Source organism: Demequina aurantiaca (assembly GCF_000975135.1).
GTDB lineage: Bacteria > Actinomycetota > Actinomycetes > Actinomycetales > Demequinaceae > Demequina > Demequina aurantiaca.
Map to the genome: position 1 here is coordinate 1,845,666 of NZ_BBRF01000001.1, position 21,049 is coordinate 1,866,714.

23 protein-coding genes are annotated in these 21,049 nt (G+C 66.0%); 14 read left to right on the forward strand and 9 right to left on the reverse strand.

The window, feature by feature from the left end:
* Positions 1-6: 6 nt before the first annotated feature.
* Positions 7-624 carry a hypothetical protein gene (locus tag AOP73_RS08365; RefSeq protein WP_061964640.1) on the reverse strand — a complete coding sequence of 206 codons (618 nt, stop codon included), beginning with the start codon at positions 622-624 and terminating at the stop codon, positions 7-9.
* Complete coding sequence (locus AOP73_RS08370; RefSeq protein WP_061964642.1) at positions 621-1,268, reverse strand: TetR/AcrR family transcriptional regulator; 648 nt, start codon at positions 1,266-1,268, stop codon at positions 621-623. Before AOP73_RS08370 ends, AOP73_RS08365 begins: the two co-directional genes overlap by 4 nt.
* 166 nt (positions 1,269-1,434) lie before the next feature.
* On the opposite strand from AOP73_RS08370, the gene AOP73_RS08375 reads away from it, so the two are divergent.
* Positions 1,435-2,760: an Nramp family divalent metal transporter gene (locus AOP73_RS08375; RefSeq protein WP_084626680.1), complete on the forward strand. Its 1,326-nt coding sequence runs from the start codon at positions 1,435-1,437 to the stop codon at positions 2,758-2,760.
* Positions 2,761-2,778: 18 nt separating this feature from the next.
* Here the strand turns inward: AOP73_RS08375 and AOP73_RS08380 are convergent, their stop codons facing one another.
* The 6 genes from AOP73_RS08380 to AOP73_RS08405 form a co-directional block, all read right to left on the reverse strand.
* The gene (locus tag AOP73_RS08380; RefSeq protein ID WP_061964644.1) at positions 2,779-3,447 is read right to left on the reverse strand and encodes a metal-dependent transcriptional regulator; all 669 of its coding nucleotides are present in this window, start codon (positions 3,445-3,447) and stop codon (positions 2,779-2,781) included.
* 6 nt (positions 3,448-3,453) lie between these two features.
* Positions 3,454-4,527 carry an NAD-dependent epimerase/dehydratase family protein gene (locus AOP73_RS08385; RefSeq protein WP_061964646.1) on the reverse strand — a complete coding sequence of 358 codons (1,074 nt, stop codon included), beginning with the start codon at positions 4,525-4,527 and terminating at the stop codon, positions 3,454-3,456.
* A gap of 15 nt (positions 4,528-4,542) precedes the next feature.
* Positions 4,543-5,058: a hypothetical protein gene (locus AOP73_RS08390; protein ID WP_152650585.1), complete on the reverse strand. Its 516-nt coding sequence runs from the start codon at positions 5,056-5,058 to the stop codon at positions 4,543-4,545.
* Positions 5,059-5,110: 52 nt separating this feature from the next.
* Positions 5,111-5,413 (reverse strand): hypothetical protein, encoded by a 303-nt coding sequence (locus tag AOP73_RS08395; protein ID WP_152650586.1) that lies wholly within the window; start codon positions 5,411-5,413, stop codon positions 5,111-5,113.
* Positions 5,414-5,423: 10 nt separating this feature from the next.
* Positions 5,424-5,750 carry a hypothetical protein gene (locus AOP73_RS08400; RefSeq protein ID WP_061964652.1) on the reverse strand — a complete coding sequence of 109 codons (327 nt, stop codon included), beginning with the start codon at positions 5,748-5,750 and terminating at the stop codon, positions 5,424-5,426.
* Positions 5,751-5,828: 78 nt separating this feature from the next.
* Entirely contained in the window at positions 5,829-6,329 is a 501-nt protein-coding gene (locus AOP73_RS08405) for a GNAT family N-acetyltransferase (protein WP_061964654.1), read from the reverse strand.
* A gap of 109 nt (positions 6,330-6,438) precedes the next feature.
* On the opposite strand from AOP73_RS08405, the gene argC reads away from it, so the two are divergent.
* From argC to menC, 11 genes are all read left to right on the forward strand, one after another.
* Positions 6,439-7,488 (forward strand): N-acetyl-gamma-glutamyl-phosphate reductase, encoded by a 1,050-nt coding sequence (gene argC / locus AOP73_RS08410; RefSeq protein WP_236683537.1) that lies wholly within the window; start codon positions 6,439-6,441, stop codon positions 7,486-7,488.
* A complete protein-coding gene (gene argJ, locus AOP73_RS08415; protein WP_061964658.1) occupies positions 7,485-8,660 on the forward strand; it encodes a bifunctional glutamate N-acetyltransferase/amino-acid acetyltransferase ArgJ in 1,176 nt (391 codons plus the stop codon). The genes argC and argJ overlap by 4 nt, the downstream gene beginning before the upstream one ends.
* Positions 8,657-9,577 (forward strand): acetylglutamate kinase, encoded by a 921-nt coding sequence (gene argB, locus AOP73_RS08420; protein ID WP_061964660.1) that lies wholly within the window; start codon positions 8,657-8,659, stop codon positions 9,575-9,577. Before argJ ends, argB begins: the two co-directional genes overlap by 4 nt.
* Positions 9,574-10,869 carry an acetylornithine transaminase gene (locus AOP73_RS08425; protein ID WP_084626746.1) on the forward strand — a complete coding sequence of 432 codons (1,296 nt, stop codon included), beginning with the start codon at positions 9,574-9,576 and terminating at the stop codon, positions 10,867-10,869. Before argB ends, AOP73_RS08425 begins: the two co-directional genes overlap by 4 nt.
* Positions 10,862-11,791, forward strand: coding sequence for an ornithine carbamoyltransferase (gene argF, locus AOP73_RS08430; protein ID WP_061964662.1), 930 nt, complete (start codon positions 10,862-10,864; stop codon positions 11,789-11,791). Before AOP73_RS08425 ends, argF begins: the two co-directional genes overlap by 8 nt.
* Positions 11,788-12,282, forward strand: coding sequence for an arginine repressor (argR, locus tag AOP73_RS08435; protein WP_174435868.1), 495 nt, complete (start codon positions 11,788-11,790; stop codon positions 12,280-12,282). The genes argF and argR overlap by 4 nt, the downstream gene beginning before the upstream one ends.
* A gap of 95 nt (positions 12,283-12,377) precedes the next feature.
* Complete coding sequence (locus AOP73_RS08440; protein WP_061964664.1) at positions 12,378-13,580, forward strand: argininosuccinate synthase; 1,203 nt, start codon at positions 12,378-12,380, stop codon at positions 13,578-13,580.
* A 2-nt stretch (positions 13,581-13,582) separates the two neighbouring features.
* Positions 13,583-15,037, forward strand: a complete 1,455-nt coding sequence (gene argH / locus AOP73_RS08445) for an argininosuccinate lyase (RefSeq protein ID WP_061964666.1) — start codon at positions 13,583-13,585, stop codon at positions 15,035-15,037.
* 218 nt (positions 15,038-15,255) lie between these two features.
* Positions 15,256-16,416 (forward strand): M20/M25/M40 family metallo-hydrolase, encoded by a 1,161-nt coding sequence (locus tag AOP73_RS08450; RefSeq protein WP_236683538.1) that lies wholly within the window; start codon positions 15,256-15,258, stop codon positions 16,414-16,416.
* Positions 16,413-17,288, forward strand: a complete 876-nt coding sequence (locus AOP73_RS08455; protein WP_061964668.1) for a hypothetical protein — start codon at positions 16,413-16,415, stop codon at positions 17,286-17,288. The genes AOP73_RS08450 and AOP73_RS08455 overlap by 4 nt, the downstream gene beginning before the upstream one ends.
* On the forward strand, positions 17,285-18,418 hold the full coding sequence (gene menC, locus AOP73_RS08460; RefSeq protein WP_061964671.1) for an o-succinylbenzoate synthase: 1,134 nt from the start codon (positions 17,285-17,287) through the stop codon (positions 18,416-18,418). Before AOP73_RS08455 ends, menC begins: the two co-directional genes overlap by 4 nt.
* 134 nt (positions 18,419-18,552) lie before the next feature.
* Here the strand turns inward: menC and AOP73_RS08465 are convergent, their stop codons facing one another.
* Positions 18,553-19,020, reverse strand: a complete 468-nt coding sequence (locus AOP73_RS08465) for a YbaK/EbsC family protein (RefSeq protein WP_061964673.1) — start codon at positions 19,018-19,020, stop codon at positions 18,553-18,555.
* A 22-nt stretch (positions 19,021-19,042) separates the two neighbouring features.
* On the opposite strand from AOP73_RS08465, the gene AOP73_RS08470 reads away from it, so the two are divergent.
* Both AOP73_RS08470 and tyrS read left to right on the forward strand, forming a co-directional pair.
* Positions 19,043-19,606: a nucleoside/nucleotide kinase family protein gene (locus tag AOP73_RS08470; RefSeq protein WP_061964676.1), complete on the forward strand. Its 564-nt coding sequence runs from the start codon at positions 19,043-19,045 to the stop codon at positions 19,604-19,606.
* 83 nt (positions 19,607-19,689) lie between these two features.
* Positions 19,690-20,949, forward strand: coding sequence for a tyrosine--tRNA ligase (gene tyrS, locus AOP73_RS08475; protein WP_061964678.1), 1,260 nt, complete (start codon positions 19,690-19,692; stop codon positions 20,947-20,949).
* The last annotated feature ends 100 nt before the right edge of the window (positions 20,950-21,049 follow it).

Here is a 21,049-nt window from a genome sequence, read left to right on the forward strand (position 1 = left end):
GGAACTTCACGCTTCTCTTTCCTTGTTCGAGTCCGAAACTCCCAGAGCTGCGGCCGATGCGGCGCCGGCGACGACGGCTACGGCAAGCCCACGCTCGGCGAGGTCGAGCGCGGTGTCCCACCATTCGGTGGGGCTTCCACCGTGGCGGTCGGGGGAGACGATGATGAGTCCGTCAACCTCGGCGCGCAACGTCGCGAGCTCGGTGAGCAGGCGCACGCGGTGGCGCGGTGGGACAGTGGAGATGGAGTCTTTGGCGTACTCGGCGAGGTCGATTCCGGCGAGCAACCGGCGGACGGCCGCTCGGTTGGACGGGAGGCCGGCGAACATGAGCTCCTCGGCGGTGACGCCAGCGACGGTGACGTTGGGCGCCGGCTCACAGGCATCAGGCGCGTCGACGAGCGCGACGCGGCGACGGATGTTGGACCAGTCTGAGGGGACGTCGTCGAGGGTGACGGTACCGGAGGCAGGACGCATGCGGCCCGATGCGATGAGACCCACGATCGTCGGTCTGCGCTCGGTCTCCGCGAGGATGAACGTCACGCTGCCGGATTCGATGGTGGCGGTGACCGCGTCGACCGCGCCGTGCCCCTCGCCTTTCGTGACGCTGTCGAGGGCGAGGATCATGACCTGGCACCGACACTCACGTGCAGGATGGGGTGTTTATCGATGAGCTTCTCCGCGCCGCGCCAGCTCATGCCGGCCGTGCTGAGCGCGCTGAGGATCACCAAGCGGTGTCCGCGCTGAAGGCTCATCCGGGCCCGGGTCGCCTCGTCGAGGACTGCGAGGGCTCCACCCTCGATCAGTCGCGCGAGTGTCTTTGGCGGGATGTCCGAGCGAATGTCGTTGTCGCGGACGCCTCGCTCAATGGTGTGCTCGAGTCGTGAGCGTAGCGGGGCGAGGGCCGCGGCGACCTGCCTGCGGTGCGGGCCCCGGAGTGCAAAGTTGGCGAGCGCGCGAGCGTGCTCTACCTCGGCCCAGAGCGTGGCTCCCAGCAGCGCCAACTCCACCAGCGCGTCCGGGTGCTCGACCTGCGCCACCGAAGCGGCGATGCGTGACGCGCCACGCGTCAGGGTCTGCTCGACAATCTCGTCGCGGCCGGAGAAGTGTCCGTACACGGCGCGACGGCTCAGCGAGGCAGCGGCAGCTATGTCGTCCACGGAGGCGTCGGGATTAATGGAGAGTACCGCCGCGGCGGCAACCAGGATGAGCTCGCGGTTTTCGGCAGCGTCGCGGCGCTGTGGGCGATCAATAATGGCGGGAGCGGTCATATCGCCATTCTATAACTTGCACAGCAATGTGCAAGTTATATTTCGATTGGCACGCTACCACTCCCGTGTCGCATACGGCGCAGCGCGCTTCGCGATGCCCATCTCACGCTACCGCCGATGCCTCGATGGCGCATGGGCCCCGTGGGTCGGTGTTAAATTGTTCGGTATGCCGAACTTTGACGACGTGCCGCTGCCCGAGAGGGCCGCCGTCGTCAGCGAGGCATCGGAATTCGAACGAGCATCGGCCGCTCGAAAGGGGAAGCCGGAGCGCGGCTTGTGGCGGCTGCTCGGCCCCGCCTTCGTGGCGGCCGTCGCGTACGTGGACCCGGGCAATGTCGCCGCGAACCTCACCGCAGGAGCCAACTACGGATACCTGCTGGTGTGGGTGCTCGTGGCCTCGAACGCCATGGCGGTCCTCATTCAGTACCTGTCTGCGAAGCTGGGGCTTGTCACGGGCAAGTCACTGCCAGAGCTGTTGGGAATCCGCCTGCGCACGGGTAGCCGGCGTGTCTATTGGCTTCAGGCGGAGGTGATTGCGGCCGCCACCGACGTTGCCGAGGTGATCGGCGGGGCGATTGCGCTGAACCTGCTGTTCTCCATCCCGCTGTGGTGGGGCGGACTCATCACCGGCGCCATCTCGATGGTGCTGCTCGCCATCCACAGCAGGCGCGGGCAGCAGCCTTTCGAGTTCGTCATCATCGGCATGCTCGCGGTGATCGCCTTCGGCTTCCTCGCCGGTCTTTTTGTCTCCGACGTGAGTTGGGCCGATGCTGCTGCAGGCCTCGTGCCTCGCTTTCAGGGTTCGGAGACCGTGCTCCTAGCGGCGTCGATGCTCGGAGCAACCGTCATGCCGCACGCGATCTACTTGCACTCCGCTCTCGCGCGCGACCGACATCGTCCACAAGGCGTGCCTGAGGAGCCCGTCCATGAGGACCACCAGCTCACGCGGCGCCTACTGAAGGCCAACCGTTGGGACGTAGGTGTGTCGCTCATCATCGCTGGTTCGGTGAATATCGCGATGCTGTTGCTTGCCGCGGCGAGCCTGCGAGGAGTGGCGGGCACTGACACGATTGAGGGGGCGCACGCTGCCATTCAGAGCGCGCTTGGCCCCGGCATTGCCATCATCTTCGCGGTTGGGTTGCTCGCCTCGGGTCTGGCTGCAACCTCCGTAGGGGCGTACGCGGGTGCGGTGATCATGGGAGGCCTCATTCAGAAGCGTATTCCGCTGCTGGTGCGCCGCCTGGTCACCCTGATTCCGGCCCTGATCCTGCTCGCGTTGGGGGCCAACCCCACGTGGGCGCTGGTGATGTCTCAGGTTGTGCTGAGTCTCGGCATACCGTTCGCGCTGATTCCGCTGGTGCGTCTCACCGGTAGCCGCGCAGTGATGGGGCGGTTCGTGAATCCGCGGGCCACCCAGGCCATCGCTTGGACTGTCGTTGCACTGATCGTGGCGCTCAATGTCGCGCTTGTTGTGATCACCTTCGCGGGTTAGCGCGTCGGGGGAGGCGGATTACGTCTGTACGACCCAGACCGCGTCCGCGTCCTCCGCGCTCAGGTTCAGGATCCTGCCATTCACCTCGACCTGCATCGCACAGGTGGCATCTGAGTGCATCACCACGTCAACCGTGGCATCGAGCACCAGACCCTGGGCGGCAAAGTCCCGTAGACGCTCGGGATCCGCGTCAGAGATGCGAGCCACCACGGCGGTATCGCCGATGACCACGCTCGACAGCGGGAAGGCGTCGGGCAGATGCGGTGCGCCCGCTGCTGAGGGGATGGGGTCGCCGTGTGGGTCTCGGGTGGGGTGACCTAGTCGGGCGTCGATGGCGTCGAGCAGGCGGTCGGACACGGCGTGTTCGAGCACTTCAGCCTCCTCGTGAACCTCGTCCCAGTCGTAGCCAAACTCACGCACCAGGTACGTCTCCATGAGTCGGTGGCGGCGCACCATCGACACGGCATGCGCGCTGCCGAGCTCGGTCAGTTGCACTGCGCCGTAGGGCGAGTGCTCGGCGAAGCCGTTCTCGACGAGTTTTTTCACGCCGTCCGATGCGGTGGACGTGCGGATCCCTAGGCGTTCGGCAATGGCGGTGACGGTGACGCCCTCGTTCGACCATTCGCCCAGCGACCAGATGGCTTTCAGGTAGTCCTGGGTGGCAGAGGTGAGATTGGTGACGGACACGCGCGGTTAGTCCCTGGGCGCGTGGGGTGAGTCGCCCAGGAAGGCGGCGGTGGCTTGCTCATAGCGGTCGATGAGCTGATCCCAGCGTGCGTTGGTCTCCGCATCGACGGTGAGTCGGGACGGGTCCGCACGGTGCCACGCGATGGACTCGTGAATGCCGTCCTTGAAGCGTCGGGTGGGGTTGAAATCGGGGACGATGGCGCGCAGCTTGGACGTATCGAACACGCCCGCGTTCGCCTTGTCGCCTAGCAGGGGACCCTCGAACGCCTCCGGGTCGTACTGCGCGAGCAGGGTGCTCGGGATGAAGACCGACTGTGCGGCAACTGCCTCAGCGGAGACTCCCACGGCAGCGCCCACGTACTCGTGGATCTGATTCCACGTCAGCACGTCATCGGACGTGATCGTGAAGTCCTCCCCCAGGGCTTTGGGGTTACCGAGCAGCCCCACCAGGCCCACCGCGAAGTCCCGGTGGTCGGTGAGGGTCCACAGCGACGTTCCATCACCGTGGACGATGAACTTCTTTCCGCTCTCAATGCGGTCCACTGCCGTCCACGGTGCGTCCCAGGCGGCGATCGCAAGCGGAATCTCTGAGTATCCGTAGGTGTGCGAGGGGCGCACGATCGTGAACGGGAAGTTGGACTCGCGTCCAGCCTCGCGCAACACTGCCTCAATCGCGGCCTTGTCGCGGCTGTATTGCCAGAAGGGGTTGACCAGCGGCACCTGCTCAGTGGTCACGAAGTGCTCGGGTGGGGTCTGGTACGCGGATGCCGAGGAGATGAAGACGTACTGGTCGGTGAGATCAGCGAACGTCTCAACGTCCTGGCGCGCGTGGTCGGGGGTGAAACAGATCCATTGGACAACAGCGTCGTAGCGTCCGTGAGCCTCGACGTCCGCACGCAACACCTCGCGCAGGGCGTCAACATCGTGAATGTCCGCATGCAGGACACGCGCGCCGGCGGGAGCGTCGGCCTTGGCCGATTGGCCACGGTTGACCAGGGTGAGGTCCATTCCGCGTTCGACGGCAAGGGGGGAGCAGGCGGAGGAGATGAGTCCCGTTCCGCCAATGAAAAGTACGCGCATGGGGTGCCTCCGGGGCTAGTTGCAGTGAAGTTCTTCGGCCGCCGACAGGACCTTGCCCGCCTCAGTGATGTCGTCGGACAGCGCGGAGCCTTGGTCGTTGAGGTCTCCGAGCGTCGCGGTGAAGTCGTCGACGTCGTTCGCATTGGTGCTGGCTATTGCCATCTGTTGAAAGACATCGAGCATCTCAAGGTAGGTGCCGAGCGCATCGGCGATCTCCTCGTCGGGCGCCGTATCCCTGGCGGTCTGAAACTGAGTGCCCACGTCAGCGACGGTCTCTTGCGCCTCGGCTCCCCACGCGTTCAACGCGGTGAAGTCACCCTGACCCGCGGCAGTGAGGGCGTCCTGGTCGGGGACGAGCCCGTCAATCTGCTCGGTTTGCGCCTCCAGGCTGCGGCTGGTGTCGCAGAAGTCCTTGTACTGGGAGTCTTCGCTAGAGCACCCTGCAAGAAGCACTGCGCCGACCAGCACCGCGGCACCTGCGCGAAGGGTGCGCGGACGGATGAACTGTGCTGCGGGGAATCTGCTTCTCATGAGCCAACCCTAAGGCGCGGTGAATCGGTGGGCAACACACTCAGGTGCGGGGTCACACCAGGGTGCGTGCGACGCCTACCAGGGCGAGCACGATCGCGAGCACGGCGATGCCACGAGCGGTGCGGGCGCGAGACTCGATCTTGGGGTCCACGCCCTCGACCGACGCACGCTTGACGAAGTAAAACGTGCCGGCAGCCTCGACGAGCACCATGGCGCCCAGGAGGAGTGCCAACGTGGACATCAATACGGCGCCCACCCCCAGCACCACACCCATGATGCTGAGCCTGATGGCCACCATTGCGAATTTCGACGATTCGGCGTTCAGTGCGGAGTCTTGTGATTCGGGTGAGCTCATGGCCGACATCCTACGAGGTGAGGTTCTGCACCACTCCTACCGCGCCGAGCACGATGCCGATGGAGGCGAAGGCGACCGCTGTCTGCCGCCACTTGCGGTCGCGCGCACGCACCTCATTCGCGGCGTCGTCGCCATTGACCGGGTTGCCTCGCCAGGCGAACACCAGCCCCGCCGCGCCCATCGCGATGGCGGCTGCGCCGAGCACATGCTGTGACAGTGAGATGATCCCGAATACCATCGCAATGATGCTGAAGGCGTACCCGCCGTCGGCCGCCTGACGTGACTTCTTGATGGCGTTGGTCGCCGCTTGGTTGCCGCCGGCTGGTTCGTTGCTCATATGCCCACGCTAAGGGTGGCCCGGGGCCGTCGCAACACCGGCGCGGACGCCCGACCGTCGAGCTTGCGTCGTGTTGATCTAGTAGACGTCGCGACAGAGCATGACGACGCGTACGGTGCCGCCCTTGGTCTCGCGCTCCTCGAGCTGGCGGAAGCCGAGCTTCTCATGGAACGCGATGGAGCCAGGGTTGGGGGGACGCACGTTGACCTCGGCCGCGATCTCAGAGGCCCCGCGCTCGCGGGCACGCTCAAAGACGGACTCGTACAGAGCGCGTCCGATGCCGGTTCCCTTGGCGCCAGGGCCGACCACGATGCGGTCGATGTATTGATGGCGCACGCCGCGACCCTCGAACCACGCGTAGTTCTCCGACTCGTACGGCTGTCCTCCACCCAGGCTCAGCAGAAATGCATTCACCTTGCCGTCGCGGTCCATCGCGACCAATGCGACGTCGCACATGGCGAGCAGGGTGGTGACTTCGCTCTCCTCCAGAACGTTCACTGCCGGGGCAGCATCGTTGTTGAGTGCGGTCACCGCGGGGACGTCGGTCTCGCGCATCACGCGCAGTCGGAGGTTTTGCATGTCAACAGTGTGCCTGGTCTTTGTCACGAATGTGTGACTAGCGAAGGTCATTTTGATGTCGGGCCACGCCGCAGGCTACTCGCAATTTCATGCAAACCACTGTATGTTTATGCACATGACGATTTCAGTCGCAGTATCAGGCGCCTCCGGCTACGTCGGCGGCGAAGTCCTCAGAGTATTCAGTGCGCACCCGGATGTCGAGTTCGGTGCGCTCACCGCACACTCGAGTGCTGGTGACGCCGTTGGCGTTCATCAACCTCACTTGCGCCCGCTCGCGGAGCGCACCCTGGTGCCCACCACGGCAGAGAACCTTGCCGGGCACGACGTGGTGGTGCTCGCCCTGCCGCACGGCGCATCGGGCGACATTGCCGCACAACTTCCGCCAGAAACCCTGGTGATCGATTGCGGTGCAGACCACCGCCTCGCCAGCGCCGATGCCTGGGCTGAGTACTACGGCGGCGACCACTCGGGCACCTGGCCGTACGGCATGCCCGAACTCATCACCGCGGCCGGCCACCAGCGCGACGTGCTCCTCGGCACCAAGCGCATCGCCGTTCCCGGATGCAACGTCACCGCCGTGACCCTCGGCCTTCAGCCTGGTGTTGCCGCCGGCCTGATCGACCCCACCAACATCGTCGCTACGCTCGCCGTCGGCTACTCCGGCGCGGGCAAGAAGCTCGCCACCAACCTGCTCGCGTCCGAGGGACTCGGTGCGGCCAGCCCCTACGCAGTAGGCGGCACGCACCGTCATATTCCTGAGATCGTTCAGAACCTCAACGTGGCCGGCGCGGACGATGTGCGTCTCAGCTTCACGCCCGTCCTCGTGCCGATGGCCCGCGGGATTCTTGCGACCATCACGGCCCCTCTCGCCGAGGGCGCCGATGCGGATGCGGTGCGCAGCGCCTGGGAGGCCGCCTACGCGGACGAGCCATTCGTACACCTGCTGCCCGAGGGCCAGTGGCCCACGACCGCCGCGACCCTGGGAGCCAACACTGCACTCGTGCAGGTCACGGTCGACAAGAAGGCGGGCAAGGTGGTGGTCATCGCCGCGATCGACAACCTCGTCAAGGGCACCGCGGGCGCCGCGCTGCAGTCAATGAATATTGCGCTTGGCCTGCCGGAGACCACCGGACTGACCACGATTGGAGTCGCACCATGAGCGTGACCTATGCACAGGGTTTCGAGGCTGCAGGCGTGGTCGCCGCCCTCAAGTCCACCGGGGCCAAGGATGTCGCGCTCGTGGTCAACACCGGACCCACCAAGGTGGGTGCGGGAGTATTCACCACCAATCGTGTCTTCGCCGCTCCCATCGCGTGGTCGCGCGAGGTCATCGCCGACGGCCGCATCGATGCCGTCATCCTCAACTCGGGTGGCGCGAACGCGGCGACCGGACCTGAGGGATTTATCGACACGCACCGCACCGCGGAGCACACCTCAGAGGCGCTCCAGGCCGCTGGTCATGACGTGTCTGCCACCGACGTGGCGGTGTGCTCCACCGGACTCATTGGTGTGCGCCTACCCATGGACAAGCTGCTCGGCGGCGTCGACCAGAGCGTCGCGGACCTCTCCGCCACGGGTGGGGACGATGCTGCACACGCGATCATGACCACCGACTCCGTGCCCAAGCTCGCCACCGCAGACGGTGCCGGCTGGGTCGTAGGTGGCATGGCTAAGGGTGCCGGCATGCTCGCGCCCGGCATGGCCACGATGTTGTGCGTCGTCACGACAGATGCCGCGATTGATTCCGACGTCGCCCAGGCCGCGCTCAACCGCGCGGTCGCGACCACCTTGAACCGGGTCGACTCGGACGGATGCATGTCGACCAACGACACCGTGTTGTTGCTCGCGTCCGGCGCATCGGGCGTCACGCCCACGGCGGAGGAGTTTCAGGCCGCACTGACCGATGTGTGTGCGCAGTTGTCACGCGGACTGGTCGCCGATGCTGAGGGCGCCAAGCACGATATCTCGGTGACCGTCACAAACGCGAGTTCGGAGGACGCAGCGGAGCAGGTCGCGCGTGCCATCACCCGCTCGAACCTGTTCAAGACCGCGATCTTTGGCAACGACCCCAACTGGGGTCGCATCATTTCCGCCGCGGGAACGGTCCCCGAGGATGTCGCCCCGTTCGACGCAACCAACCTCGACGTCCACGTCAACGGCATCCACGTGTGCCGCGCCTCCGGCGTGGGAGACGACCGCGACCTGGTCGACCTCACCGGCCGCGAGGTGTTCGTGGTGCTCGACCTGCACGCAGGCGACGCCCAGGCCACCATCTGGACCAACGACCTTACCCATGACTACGTCCACGAGAACAGTGCATATTCATCATGAGCCATGACTTTGAACTTCCCGACCTGAGCGCCAACCAGAAGGTGGGCGTCCTCATCGACGCCATGCCCTGGATCGAGACGTACAAGGGCGCCACCGTCGTCATCAAATACGGCGGCAACGCCATGATCGACGACGAACTCAAGCGTGCCTTTGCCCAGGATGTAGTTCACCTGCGCCTACTCGGTCTGTACCCCGTCGTCGTGCACGGCGGCGGCCCGCAGATCTCCGAGATGCTCACCAAGCTGGGCATCGAGTCAGAGTTCCGCGGGGGCCTGCGCGTCACCACGCCCGAGGCCATGGACGTGGTGCGCATGGTGCTCACCGGCTCCGTGTCGCGCGAGCTCGTGGGGCTCATTAATGACCACGGCCCGCTGGCCGTCGGCCTCTCGGGCGAAGACGCCGGCCTACTCCAGGCGAAGCGTCGTAAGGCAACCGTCGACGGCGAGCCCGTGGACGTGGGCCTGGTGGGAGACGTCGTCAAGGTCAACCCGGCCGCGGTCGAGGACATCATCCACGCCGGACGCATCCCCGTGGTTTCTACGGTCGCGCCCGACGTCGACGACCCCACTACGGTGCTGAACGTGAACGCCGACACCGCGGCTGCCGCAATCGCGGTGGCGTTGCGGGCGCGCAAACTCATCATGCTGACCGACGTGGAGGGCCTGTACGCGAACTGGCCGGACCGCACCTCACTGGTGCGCCGGATCCACGCGACCGATGTCGAGAACCTGCTGCCGAGCCTCGCGTCGGGCATGGTGCCCAAGATGGAAGCATGCCTCCGGGCAGTGCGTGGCGGCGTCTCTCACGCGCACATCATTGATGGCCGCGAGTCGCACTCGATCCTGACGGAGATCTTCACCAGCTCGGGAGTCGGCACCCTCGTGCGTCCCGACGACGTCGAACTGTGGGCATCATGAGCGCGCAGCCTCCCTACGAGCACGGTGGCGCCGGCCTCGACAGGGGTGCGGCGGAACTGCAGCGCTACAGCCACGCGCTGATGGCTACGTACGGCCAGCCGATGCGCGTGATTGAGCGCGGCGAGGGCAGTTACGTCTGGGATGCGGACGGCAACAAGTACCTGGACCTGCTGGGCGGCATCGCCGTCAACACGCTCGGTCACGCCCACCCCGCGTGGGTGGCGGCGATCACGCAGCAGGCGCAGACGCTCGCGCACACCTCGAACTTCTTCGCAACCAAGCCGCAGATCGAGCTGGCCGAGAAGCTGCTCGACCTTGCGAACGCCCCCACGGGTTCGCGCGTGTTCTTTTCCAACTCTGGCGCCGAGGCCAACGAGGCGGCGTTCAAGATGGCGCGGCGCACGGGCAAGGGCACGATCATTGCCCTGGAGGGTAGCTTCCACGGTCGCACCATGGGCGCTCTCGCTATGACGCACAAGCCCGCGATTCGCGAGCCGTTTGAGCCGATGCCGGGTGGCGTCGTCTTTGTGCCCGCCGGAGACGTCGAGGCGCTTCGTGCGGCCGCGACCCAAGCGGGCGATGACTTGGCCGCGATCATCCTCGAACCCATTCAGGGTGAGGCCGGGGTGCGTCCGCTGACGCATGGCTTCATGGCGGCGGCTCGGGTGTTCACGGCGCGCCACGACGCGTTGCTCATCATTGACGAGATTCAGACCGGCGTCGCCCGTACCGGTGCGTGGTTCGCCCACCAGTTGCACGGCATCACACCTGACGTCATGACCCTCGCCAAGGGCCTTGGCGGTGGCTTCCCGATGGGCGCGGTCATCGCGTACGGCGAGCGTGCTGGCAATCTACTCACCAAGGGCGACCACGGCACCACGTTCGGTGGAAATGCGCTGGGCGCTGCCGTCGCTTTGGCAACCCTGCGCACCGTCGAGGACGATGGCTTGATCGCGAACGTGAAGTCCGTAGGGGAGCACCTGCGTACCTCGCTGGGTGCGGTTCCCGGGGTCAAGGAGGTTCGTGGTGAGGGACTGTTGCTCGGCATCGGCCTGGCCGCTCCCGTGAGCGCGGAGATCGCGACCGCGGCCGTCGAGGCGGGCTTCATTATCAATCCGCCGTCGCCGGACACCATCCGTCTGGCGCCCGCGCTGAACTTGACCACCGCTGAGGCGGACACCTTCATCGATTGGTTCACCAACTACGTCAGCAAGCACCCGATTGAGGTGACAGCTGTCGAGGCGACGCCGACCTCCGAGGACGCGCAAGAACAGGAGAGCGAGCGTGACTAAGCACTTCCTGAGGGATGACGACCTCACCCCCGCGCAGCAGCGGGAGGTCCTGCAACTCGCCCTCGACTTCCGCCAGGACCGGTTCGTCAAGCAGCCATTCCTCGGGCCCAAGGCCGTCGCGGTGATCTTCGACAAGCCGTCCACGCGTACTCGGGTGTCCTTCGCGGCGGGCATTGCTGAACTCGGCGGCTACCCGCTGGTCATCGACGCGCTCACCTCACAGCTCGGACGGGGCGAGTCGATCGCGGACACCGCGAGAGTGCTCGACCGTCAGGTGAGCGCGATCGTTTGGCGCACCTTCGGCCAGGAGCGGCTTGAGGAGATGGCCGCATACTCGTCCGTGCCCGTGGTCAATGCCCTGACGGACCTGTTTCACCCGTGCCAGATTCTGGCCGACTTTGCGGCGATCGCCGACGAACGCGGCTCGGTGGGCGCTCTGGCCGGCCTCGACTTCGCCTATGTGGGCGACGGTGCCAACAACATGGCGCACTCCTATCTCCTCGGCGGCGCGACCGCCGGCATGCACGTGCGCATCGGCACTCCGGAGGGCTATCTGCCCCACCCGGAGGTCGTCGCCAAGGCGGAACTCATCGCGGACTCGACGGGCGGCTCGGTGCTCGTCACCCACAGTCACGACGAGGCCGTGCGTGGCGCGGACGCCGTGGCCACGGACACCTGGATCTCCATGGGCGACGAAGCACAGACTGACCAGCGCTCCACAGTGTTCGCGGACTTCCAGGTCAATGCGGCGTCTCTCGAACTCGCGGCACCCGGCGCACACGTCCTGCACTGCCTGCCGGCCTACCGGGGCAAGGAGATCTCAGCGGACGCCATCGATGGCGACCAGAGCATCGTCTGGCTGGAGGCGGAATACCGCCTGCACGCGCAGAAGGCGCTGCTCACTTGGCTGGGGGAGCAGTGAATCCGTTGACCAAGATTCCCGCCACCAAGGCCGCACGCCAGGCGCTGATCCGGCGCCTGATCGAGTCGGAGCCTATTCGTTCGCAGGGCGACCTGGCAGCCCGACTTGAGGCCGCGGACATTTCCGTGACTCAGGCCACGCTGTCGCGCGACCTCGTGGACATCGGCGCGGTTAAGGTGCGGGCCATGGCCGGGGGACACGTCTACGCGGTGGGGGAAAGCGGCGAGGCCTCCGAGAGCTCGGACCAGCGCCTGTCGCGGCTGTGCAGCGAGTTGCTGTTCAGCGCCGATGGCTCCGCGAACCTCACTGTGATCCGTACGCCCTCGGGCGCCGCGCAATACCTGGCGAGCGCGATCGACGGCCACGACGACCTCGACATTGTCGGCACCGTTGCAGGCGACGACACCGTGATGGTGATCTCCCGCGACCCTCACGGCGGGCTTGCGCTCGCCCAACGATTCCTCGACCGAGCATCGGGCACGCTGCACTAGACACGCATCGGGCCCGCACAAAACCGGCCGCTACCGGCCCCGCAAGACTTCCCAAACGAACATCTGAACGAACGACTTAAGAAGAGGTAATTGACATGACTGAACGGATTGTGCTGGCTTACTCAGGCGGCTTGGACACCTCGGTGGCCATCGGCTGGATCGCCGATGCGACGGGCGCCGAAGTGATCGCCGTCGCCGTCGACGTGGGACAGGGCGGCGAGGACCTCGAGGTCATCCGTCAGCGCGCGCTGGACTGTGGTGCGGTGGAGGCCTACGTGGCCGACGCCCGCGACGAGTTCGCCGAGCAGTACTGCATGCCCGCACTCAAGGCGAACGCGCTCTACCACGACAAGTACCCGCTGGTCTCGGCGCTGTCGCGTCCCGCAATCGTGTCGCACCTCGTCAAGGCAGCTCGCGAGTTCGGTGCCACCACCGTGTCGCACGGCTGCACCGGCAAGGGCAACGACCAGGTTCGCTTCGAGGTGGGCATCACCTCGCTGGCTCCCGACCTCAAGTGCATCGCGCCCGTGCGTGACCTCGCCCTGACGCGTGACCGCGCCATTGAATACGCGGAGAAGCACAACCTGCCGATCGTGACCACGAAGAAGAACCCGTTCTCGATTGACCAGAACGTGTGGGGACGCGCCGTGGAGACCGGATTCCTTGAGGACATCTGGAACGCACCCACCAAGGACGTCTACGAGTACACCGACGACCCCGCGTTCCCGCCCGTCCCCGACGAGGTTGTCATCACGTTCCGTGAGGGCATCCCGGTCGCGATCGACGGCCAGAAGGTCACCCCGCTGCAGGCCATCGAGCAGCTCAACCAGCGTGCCGGTGCCCAGGGTGTGGGCCGCATCGACATCGTCGAGGACCGTCTTGTGGGCATCAAGTCCCGCGAGGTCTACGAGGCTCCCGGCGCCATCGCGCTTATTGAGGCTCACCGCGAGCTGGAGAACGTATGCCTCGAGCGCGACCAGGCACGCTTCAAGCGCACCATCTCCGACCGCTGGACCGACTTGGTCTACGAAGGCATGTGGTCGTCTCCGCTGAAGGACTCGCTCGACGCGTTCATCAACGACACCCAGCAGTACGTGAACGGCGACATTCGCATGGACCTGCACGGCGGCAAGGCCGTCGTGACCGGCCGTCGCTCGGACACCGGCCTGTACGACTTCAACCTGGCGACCTACGATGAAGGCGACGCGTTCGACCAGAGCGCCGCGCGCGGCTTCATCGAGATCTATGGTCTCGCGGCCAAGCAGGCGGCGGCACGCCAGAACCGCCTGAAGGGATAGTCATGGCAGAGCAGTCCGGCACCACCGAGGGCGATAGCGCAACGAACGAGGGGGCGCTGTGGGGAGGCCGTTTCGAGGACGGTCCCGCAGCAGCACTCGCCGCTCTGAGCAAGTCGACTCACTTTGATTGGCGTTACGCGGACGAGGACCTGATTGGGTCCATTGCCCACGCGCACGCGCTGGAGAAGGCCGGGCTGCTCAGCCCGCAGGAAACCACGGACATGGTCGCTGGACTCGAGTCGCTCCGGGAGGAGGTCCGCGAGGGCAGGGCGCTGGTCAGCGCCAGCGACGAGGACGTGCACGGGGCACTCGAGCGCATGCTGCTGGTGGAGGTGGGCAACGACCTGGGTGGCAAGTTGCGCGCTGGTCGCTCTCGCAACGACCAGATCGCTACGCTGCCGCGCATGTACCTGCGCCGCCACGCGCGGCTGATTGGCTCACAGGTGCTCGACGTGGTGGACGCGCTACTCGAGCAGGCCGACCGTCACATCGACGACCCGATGCCGGGACGCACGCACTTCCAGCACGCTCAGCCCGTCACCTTGGGTCACCATCTACTCGCACACGCGTGGCCGCTGCTGCGCGACGTCGAGCGACTGACCGACTGGGACGCGCGCGCTGCGTACTCGCCTTACGGTGCCGGCGCGCTGGCGGGCTCGACGTTGGGTCTCGACCCCGCGGCCGTCGCCACCGAGCTGGGCTTCGAGGGCCCCATGGAGAACTCGATCGACGCGACCGCGTCGCGCGACGTCATGGCGGAGTTCGCCTGGGTGACGACGATGATCGGCATCGACCTGTCCCGCATCTCGGAGGAGGTCATCGCGTGGGCGACTGTGGAGTTTGGCTTTGCGAAGCTTGACGACGCGTACTCGACCGGCTCGTCGATCATGCCGCAGAAGAAGAACCCCGACATCGCGGAGCTCGCGCGCGGCAAGGCGGGGCGCCTTATTGGCGATCTCACCGGGCTGTTGGCCACGCTCAAGGGACTGCCGCTCGCGTACAACCGCGACATCCAGGAGGTTCACGAGCCGGTGTTCGACGCCGTCGACACGCTCGAAGTGCTGCTCCCGGCGTTCTCCGGCATGGTGCGTACGCTGCGGTTCCAGACCGATCGCATGGCCGAACTCGCTCCCGCTGGCTTCTCGCTCGCGACCGATATCGCCGAGTGGCTCGTCAAGCAGGGGGTCCCGTTCCGAGAGGCTCACGAGGTCGCCGGCGCGTGCGTGCGCCTGTGTGAGAAGCGCGACAAGGAACTTCACGAGATGACCCCGCAGGAGCTGTCGGCGATCTCGCCGCACCTCAACGAGGGCGTACTCGAGGTGCTGACCGTCGATGGCTCGCTCGCGGCACGCGACGGTGTGGGCGGAACTGCACCGGCTCGCGTGATCGAGCAGGGCAAATCCGCTCGAGCCCGTGTGAAGCACTTCCGTCCCTGGACTAAGCCCGCATCTGAGTAGGTAAAGGCGTTGATGGCGGCACCCAGTCCGCGGACTGGGCGCCGCCGTTACACCCGCTGCGCTCACCCTAGAAAGCTCCGGGAAATTGCGGTGGTCTAGGCCTCCTACGTTCAGCTGGTGGTTGAAATTCGGGGGTCTGGGCGTCCTGCGTTCACCTGGTGGTTGGCCTGCGCTCGCCGCTGGACCCGGACGGCTCGCATCTCCGACACAATGGACACGTGACCTACCTCGACGCAAGTCTCAGCCGGCTTCCCCAGATGCTCGAGGACGTCGAGCGCATCATTCAGTTCGAGTCGCCGTCCGACGACCACGCCGCGGTGGCCCGCAGCGCCGAACTCGTCGCCGACATCCTGGGCGCCCCTCTCGCGTTGGCCGGCATCCACGCCACGGCGGATTCGATCGTGATCGACGGCGTCACCCACCTGCGTTGGCGCGTTGGCTCCGGCCGCCGCCGCGTGCTGTTGCTTGGGCACCACGACACCGTGTGGCCCCACGGCACCCTCGACACAATCCCGTTTGGCATTCGTGACGGCGTCCTACGTGGGCCCGGCTGCTTCGACATGGCCATCGGGCTGGTTCAGGCGGCGCATGCCACGGCAATTCTTGCTGAACGCAATGGCGCCGATGCCGTGGACGGTGTCACCATCTTGGTCACCGGTGACGAGGAAGTGGGCTCGCTGACGTCACGCGCACTGCTGGAGGACGAGGCTCGGGACTGCGACGCCGTGTTCGTGCTTGAGGCGTCGGGGCCTGGCGGCTCTCTCAAGACCGAGCGCAAGGGCACATCTATGTACACGGTGCACGCGCACGGCCGCGCCTCGCACGCGGGCCTCGACCCCGAGTCGGGCATCAACGCCGGGATCGAACTCGCTCACCAGATCCCCGCCATTGCCGCACTCGCGGCCCCTGACCAGGGCACCACGGTCACGCCCACCAGTGGCCGCATCGGCGCCACCACCAACACCGTTCCCGCGCAGGCGCGCGTCGAGGTGGACGCGCGCGGACGCACAACCGCCGAACTCGAGCGCGTCGACGCCCAGATTCGCGAGCTCACACCAGTCCTCGACGGCGCCACCATCACCGTCACTGGCGGCATCAACCGCCCGCCGCTCGAACTTGCGAGTGCCGAGGGTTTGTTCGCTCGCGCCGCACGACTTGCGCCCGATGCCGGGATTGAGGACCTTCGCGACGTCGCCGTGGGCGGCGCCTCCGATGGCAACTTCACCGCAGGAATCGGCGTCCCGACGCTGGACGGGCTGGGAGGCGTAGGCGGCGGAGCGCACGCCGAGTCTGAACACGTCGAACTGTCACACGTCCCGCATCGCACGGCCCTGCTGGCCTTGTTGATCGAGGACATGCTGCGCGAGGCCAGCCAATGAGCGATACCCAGCACGCGACCATACGCGCGGACGCCTGGGACGACTACCGCACCCTGGCGACGCACGTAGGCGTCGACGTCCGTCAGGTGACGGGCACCGACCCCTGGGTCGCGACCGCATTGCTGGAAGATATCTGGGGGACCAAACCAGTCGAGGCTGCGCTACTGGTCGCGCTCGAGCACGCGGGCGGCTACGCCGTCGTCGCGGTCGACGCCAGCGCGGACGCCGGGGACCCGAGCAAGGCAACTGATGAACGCCAGGTCGTCGGCGCTGCCGCCGGATTCTTCGCGACTCCGCTCGGCGTGGCGCTTCACTCCCACGTCGCCGGGGTGCGCCCTGGACTGGGCCGTCCCGGCATCGGCCGCACAATGAAACTTCACCAGCGTGCGTGGTGCCTGGACCGCGGCGTGACCGAGGTGACGTGGACGTTTGACCCATTGGTGTCGCGCAACGCGCACATCAACATCGTGCGCCTGGGTGCTCAAATCGACGAGTACCTCGTGGACTTCTACGGCAACATGCCCGACGGCATCAACGCAGGTCAGGGAAGCGACCGCGCACTGGTTCGATGGCGCCTCAACCGCCCGTATCTGCCCAACGGTGCCGAGTTGCCCACCGCCCACGCCACAGCATCCCCAGTACTAGTCGCCGCGCCAGACGGCTCGCCGCACAGCAACCCGGCCCCGGCATCGGCCGCCGTCACGCTCGCTATCCCACGCGATATCGAAGGACTGCGCGTAACCAACCCGGCCCAGGCATCGGCCTGGCGGACAGCGCTACGCGACACGATGGCCCCATTGCTTGGCGATGGATGGCGCGTCACAGGATTTGAACCCCACACTGGCTACCTCGTCGAAAGGCCCACCTCATGACGCTGCAGATCATCTCAGCCACGTATCACTCGCTCGAGATTCCGTTGGTGACGCCGTTCACCACCTCGTTTTCCACGCAAACCGCGCGCAAGATGCTGGTGGTCGAGGTGCGGGCCGAGGTGGATGGCACACAGGTCACGGGCTGGGGAGAGTGCGGCGCGCTGGCGGAGCCGGTGTACTCCGAGGAGCACACCGCAGGCGTGCTCGATGTGAGCGAGCGCTTCTTGCTGCCGCTGCTCGGAGCCGCGCAGCGCGACGGCGGCATCACCGCCGAGACCGTGGGGCATCACCTGGAAGCCATCGTTGGCCAGCGGATGGCGAAGGCGGCGCTCGAAATGGCCGTCCTCGATGCCCAACTGAAGGCGGCCGGCACCTCGTTCGCGGACTATCTTGGCGTGACGAGCGACAAGGTGGCGTCGGGAGTATCCGTGGGCATCCAGGATTCCGTGGCGCAACTGCTGAGCGTAGTGGACGGCTACCTCGACGAGGGTTACCAGCGCATCAAGCTCAAGATCAAGCCGGGTTGGGACATAGATCCCGTGCGTGCCGTGCGCGAGGCTCACCCCGACGTGCCCCTGCAGGTCGACGCGAATGCCGCCTACACGCTGGTCGACGCGGCACAACTTCGCAAGCTCGACGCGTACGACTTACTGCTGATCGAGCAGCCACTCGCGGAGGACGACCTGCGCCAGCACGCCGAACTCGCCCGGGTGATGCAGACACCCATGTGCCTGGACGAATCCGTGGTGAGCGCCGCATCGGCTGCCGACGCAATCTCCATGGGGGCCGCGGCCATCATCAACATCAAGCCCTCGCGCGTGGGTGGCTACCTGGAGGCGCGACGTATCCACGACATCGCCAGCGCGCACGGCACCGCGGTGTGGTGTGGCGGCATGCTCGAGACCGGCATTGGCAGGGGAGCGAACGCCGCCCTCGCGGGTTTGCCCGGGTTCACGTTGCCGGGCGACATCTCCGCATCGAGTCGGTTCTACGCTCAGGACATCACGACCCCGTTCGTGTTGGAGGACGGCTTCATCCGCGTCCCCACCACGCCGGGCCTCTGTGAGGATCCCAATCTCGACACGCTGGCGGACTTCACCAGGGCAACGCGAACGGTCGAGGTCGCGTAGCCGGCGCGTCCATCACCTAGCGACCACCGCCCAGCACTTCTCGCCGTCCCGCCTTCGCGCCCTCCCATTCCAGCGTTCAGGAAATGGTTGGATCAGAGCCGTTCGGCGCTCTGGTGTTCACCTGGTGGTTGAAGCTAGCGACTTACGGCCACTTCGGTGCCATTGGTGACCCGCACCAGGTCGTCGTAAGTGATCCCAAACAGCGACGCCGGGATGCCGCCCGCAGCCCAGAGTTCGTCGTACTCGCGAAGCGCCACATCGATGTAGGTGCGCATCGGGGAGGGATGACCAACGGGCGCGACGCCGCCAATGGGCTGACCGGTAGTGTCGCGCACTTGATCCGGCGTGGCGCGGCCAATGTGCTGGGCACCGATATTCTCGGCCAGCACCGAGGTGTCGATGCGGTGAGCACCGCTCGTCATGACGAGGATGGGTACGTCATCCGCCGTGAACACCAGCGAATTGGCAATCGCACCAACGTCGCAGCCCAAAAGCGTCGCGGCGGCAAGCGCGGTTGGCGTGGGCGCGTCGAGCACGCGCACGGTGGTGGAGAGGCCAGCATCGGCGAGGGCCTCCTGGACCCGGGTGACGGAGGGGTGCATTCCGCCACCGTATCCTGGGCCTATGCAGAACCCGAGTATCGCGGCGCTTGCCGACGAGGTGCGTCGCCGCGACCCTCACCTGGCCACCACGCGATTGGTGCTCATTGACGGCCCCGCGGGGTCGGGCAAGACCACCTTGGCGGGACGACTCGGCAGGGCACTGGGCGCCCAAGTGGTGCACGGCGACGACATCTACGAGGGCTGGGATGGACTCGACACGATGTGGCCCATCCTTGGTGCGCAGATTCTGGAACCTCTCGCCCGAGGCGAGGAAGCAAAATTCGCCGCCTGGGACTGGCATGCCTCGCGCCGTGGCGCGGTGATCGACGTGCCCGCCACTCCGTTCCTCATCATTGAGGGTGTGGGGGTCGCCCAGCGCGCGGCCCGCCCGTTCGCCTCGCTCGTCCTCTATGTCGAGGCACCGTGGTCAGAACGACTGCGCCGCGGCATCGAACGCGACGGCGAGGGCATGCGCGACGACTGGGAGCGTTGGCAGGTGCTCGAGTTAATCCATCACGACGTGCAGCAGACCCGTGCGGGCTCACACATCGAGGTTGATGGCACCGCACCGATTCTGGACGTGTAGGCGCCTCGTCTAGTCTGCGCCTTTCTTCTGGCGCATAGGCCGCTTAGGGTGAGTCCGCGTTCCCCTGGCACAATGAACGCATTATGACGAACATTCTCGACGAGCTCGCCTGGCGCGGCCTTATCTCTCAGACCACCGACGATGCTGCGCTTCGCAAGGCCCTCGACGAGGGCCCAGTGACGCTGTACTGCGGGTTTGACCCCACGGCGCCCAGCCTGCACGTCGGCAATCTGATGCAGATCCTTACGGTGCGCAGGTTCCAGGACGCCGGCCACAAGCCGCTGCTCCTTGTGGGCGGTGCGACCGGGCTGATCGGTGACCCACGTATGTCGGGAGAGCGCACGCTGAACCCCGTGGACGTTGTCCACGTGTGGGTCGAGCGCATTCGAAGCCAGATTGAGCCCCTGATGAGCTTCGAGGGCGACAACGCAGCGCGCATGGTGAATAACTACGACTGGACCAAGGACATGGACGCGATCGCGTTCTTGCGTGACGTCGGTCAGTACTTCCGCATGGGAACGATGCTCGCGAAGGAGACGGTGGCTCGCCGGCTCAACTCGGACGAAGGCATCTCGTACACCGAATTCAGTTACCAGGTCCTGCAGGCGATGGACTACGCGGAACTCTTCCGGCGCTACGGGTGCACGCTGCAGACCGGTGGCTCCGACCAGTGGGGCAACCTCCTTGGCGGCGCGGAACTGATCCGCAAGTCCGAGGGAGGCCAGGCACACGCCCTCGCGACTCCGCTGGTGACCAAGACAGACGGCACCAAGTTCGGCAAGTCCGAAGGCGGAGCGATTTGGCTCGATGCCGAGATGACTTCGCCCTACTCGATGTACCAGTTCTGGCTCGGAAGTGCCGACGGCGACGTGATCCAGTACCTCAAGTACTTCACCTTCCTCACTCAGGATCAGATCGCCGAGCTCCAGGTCAAGGTGGCCGAGGAGCCGTTCCGTCGCGAGGCGCAGAAGGCGCTCGCGTTCGAGGTGACGTCTCTCATCCACGGCGCCGATGCTGCGGAGGCTGCGGTCGAGGCATCTCAGGCGATCTTTGGCAGGGGAGAGCTGGCTGGTCTCGATAAGCGGACGCTCGACGGGTGCGCAGTGGAGATCGGCGGAGTAGACGTGGAGGACGGTATTCCGCTGGTGGACGCCTTGGTCGCGGCGGGCGTGGTTGACTCCAAGTCAGCCGCTCGCCGAGCCATCAATGAGGGCGGTGCGTACGTCAACAACGAGAAGGCTACGGACCCCGATGCAGTGGTTTCGCGTGCCGACACGCTTGCCGGAGGCTGGGCAGTGGTGAGGCGGGGCAAAAAAACCTTAGGAATGATTCGAGTCCTGTAGGTGATGCTGGAGGCCGGCTACTCCCTTATCTGGCGTTCTACCAGCGAATTCGTGTGCGACACGCCCGGGTTTCGTGTGATTTGACGGTTTGTTCATTGGG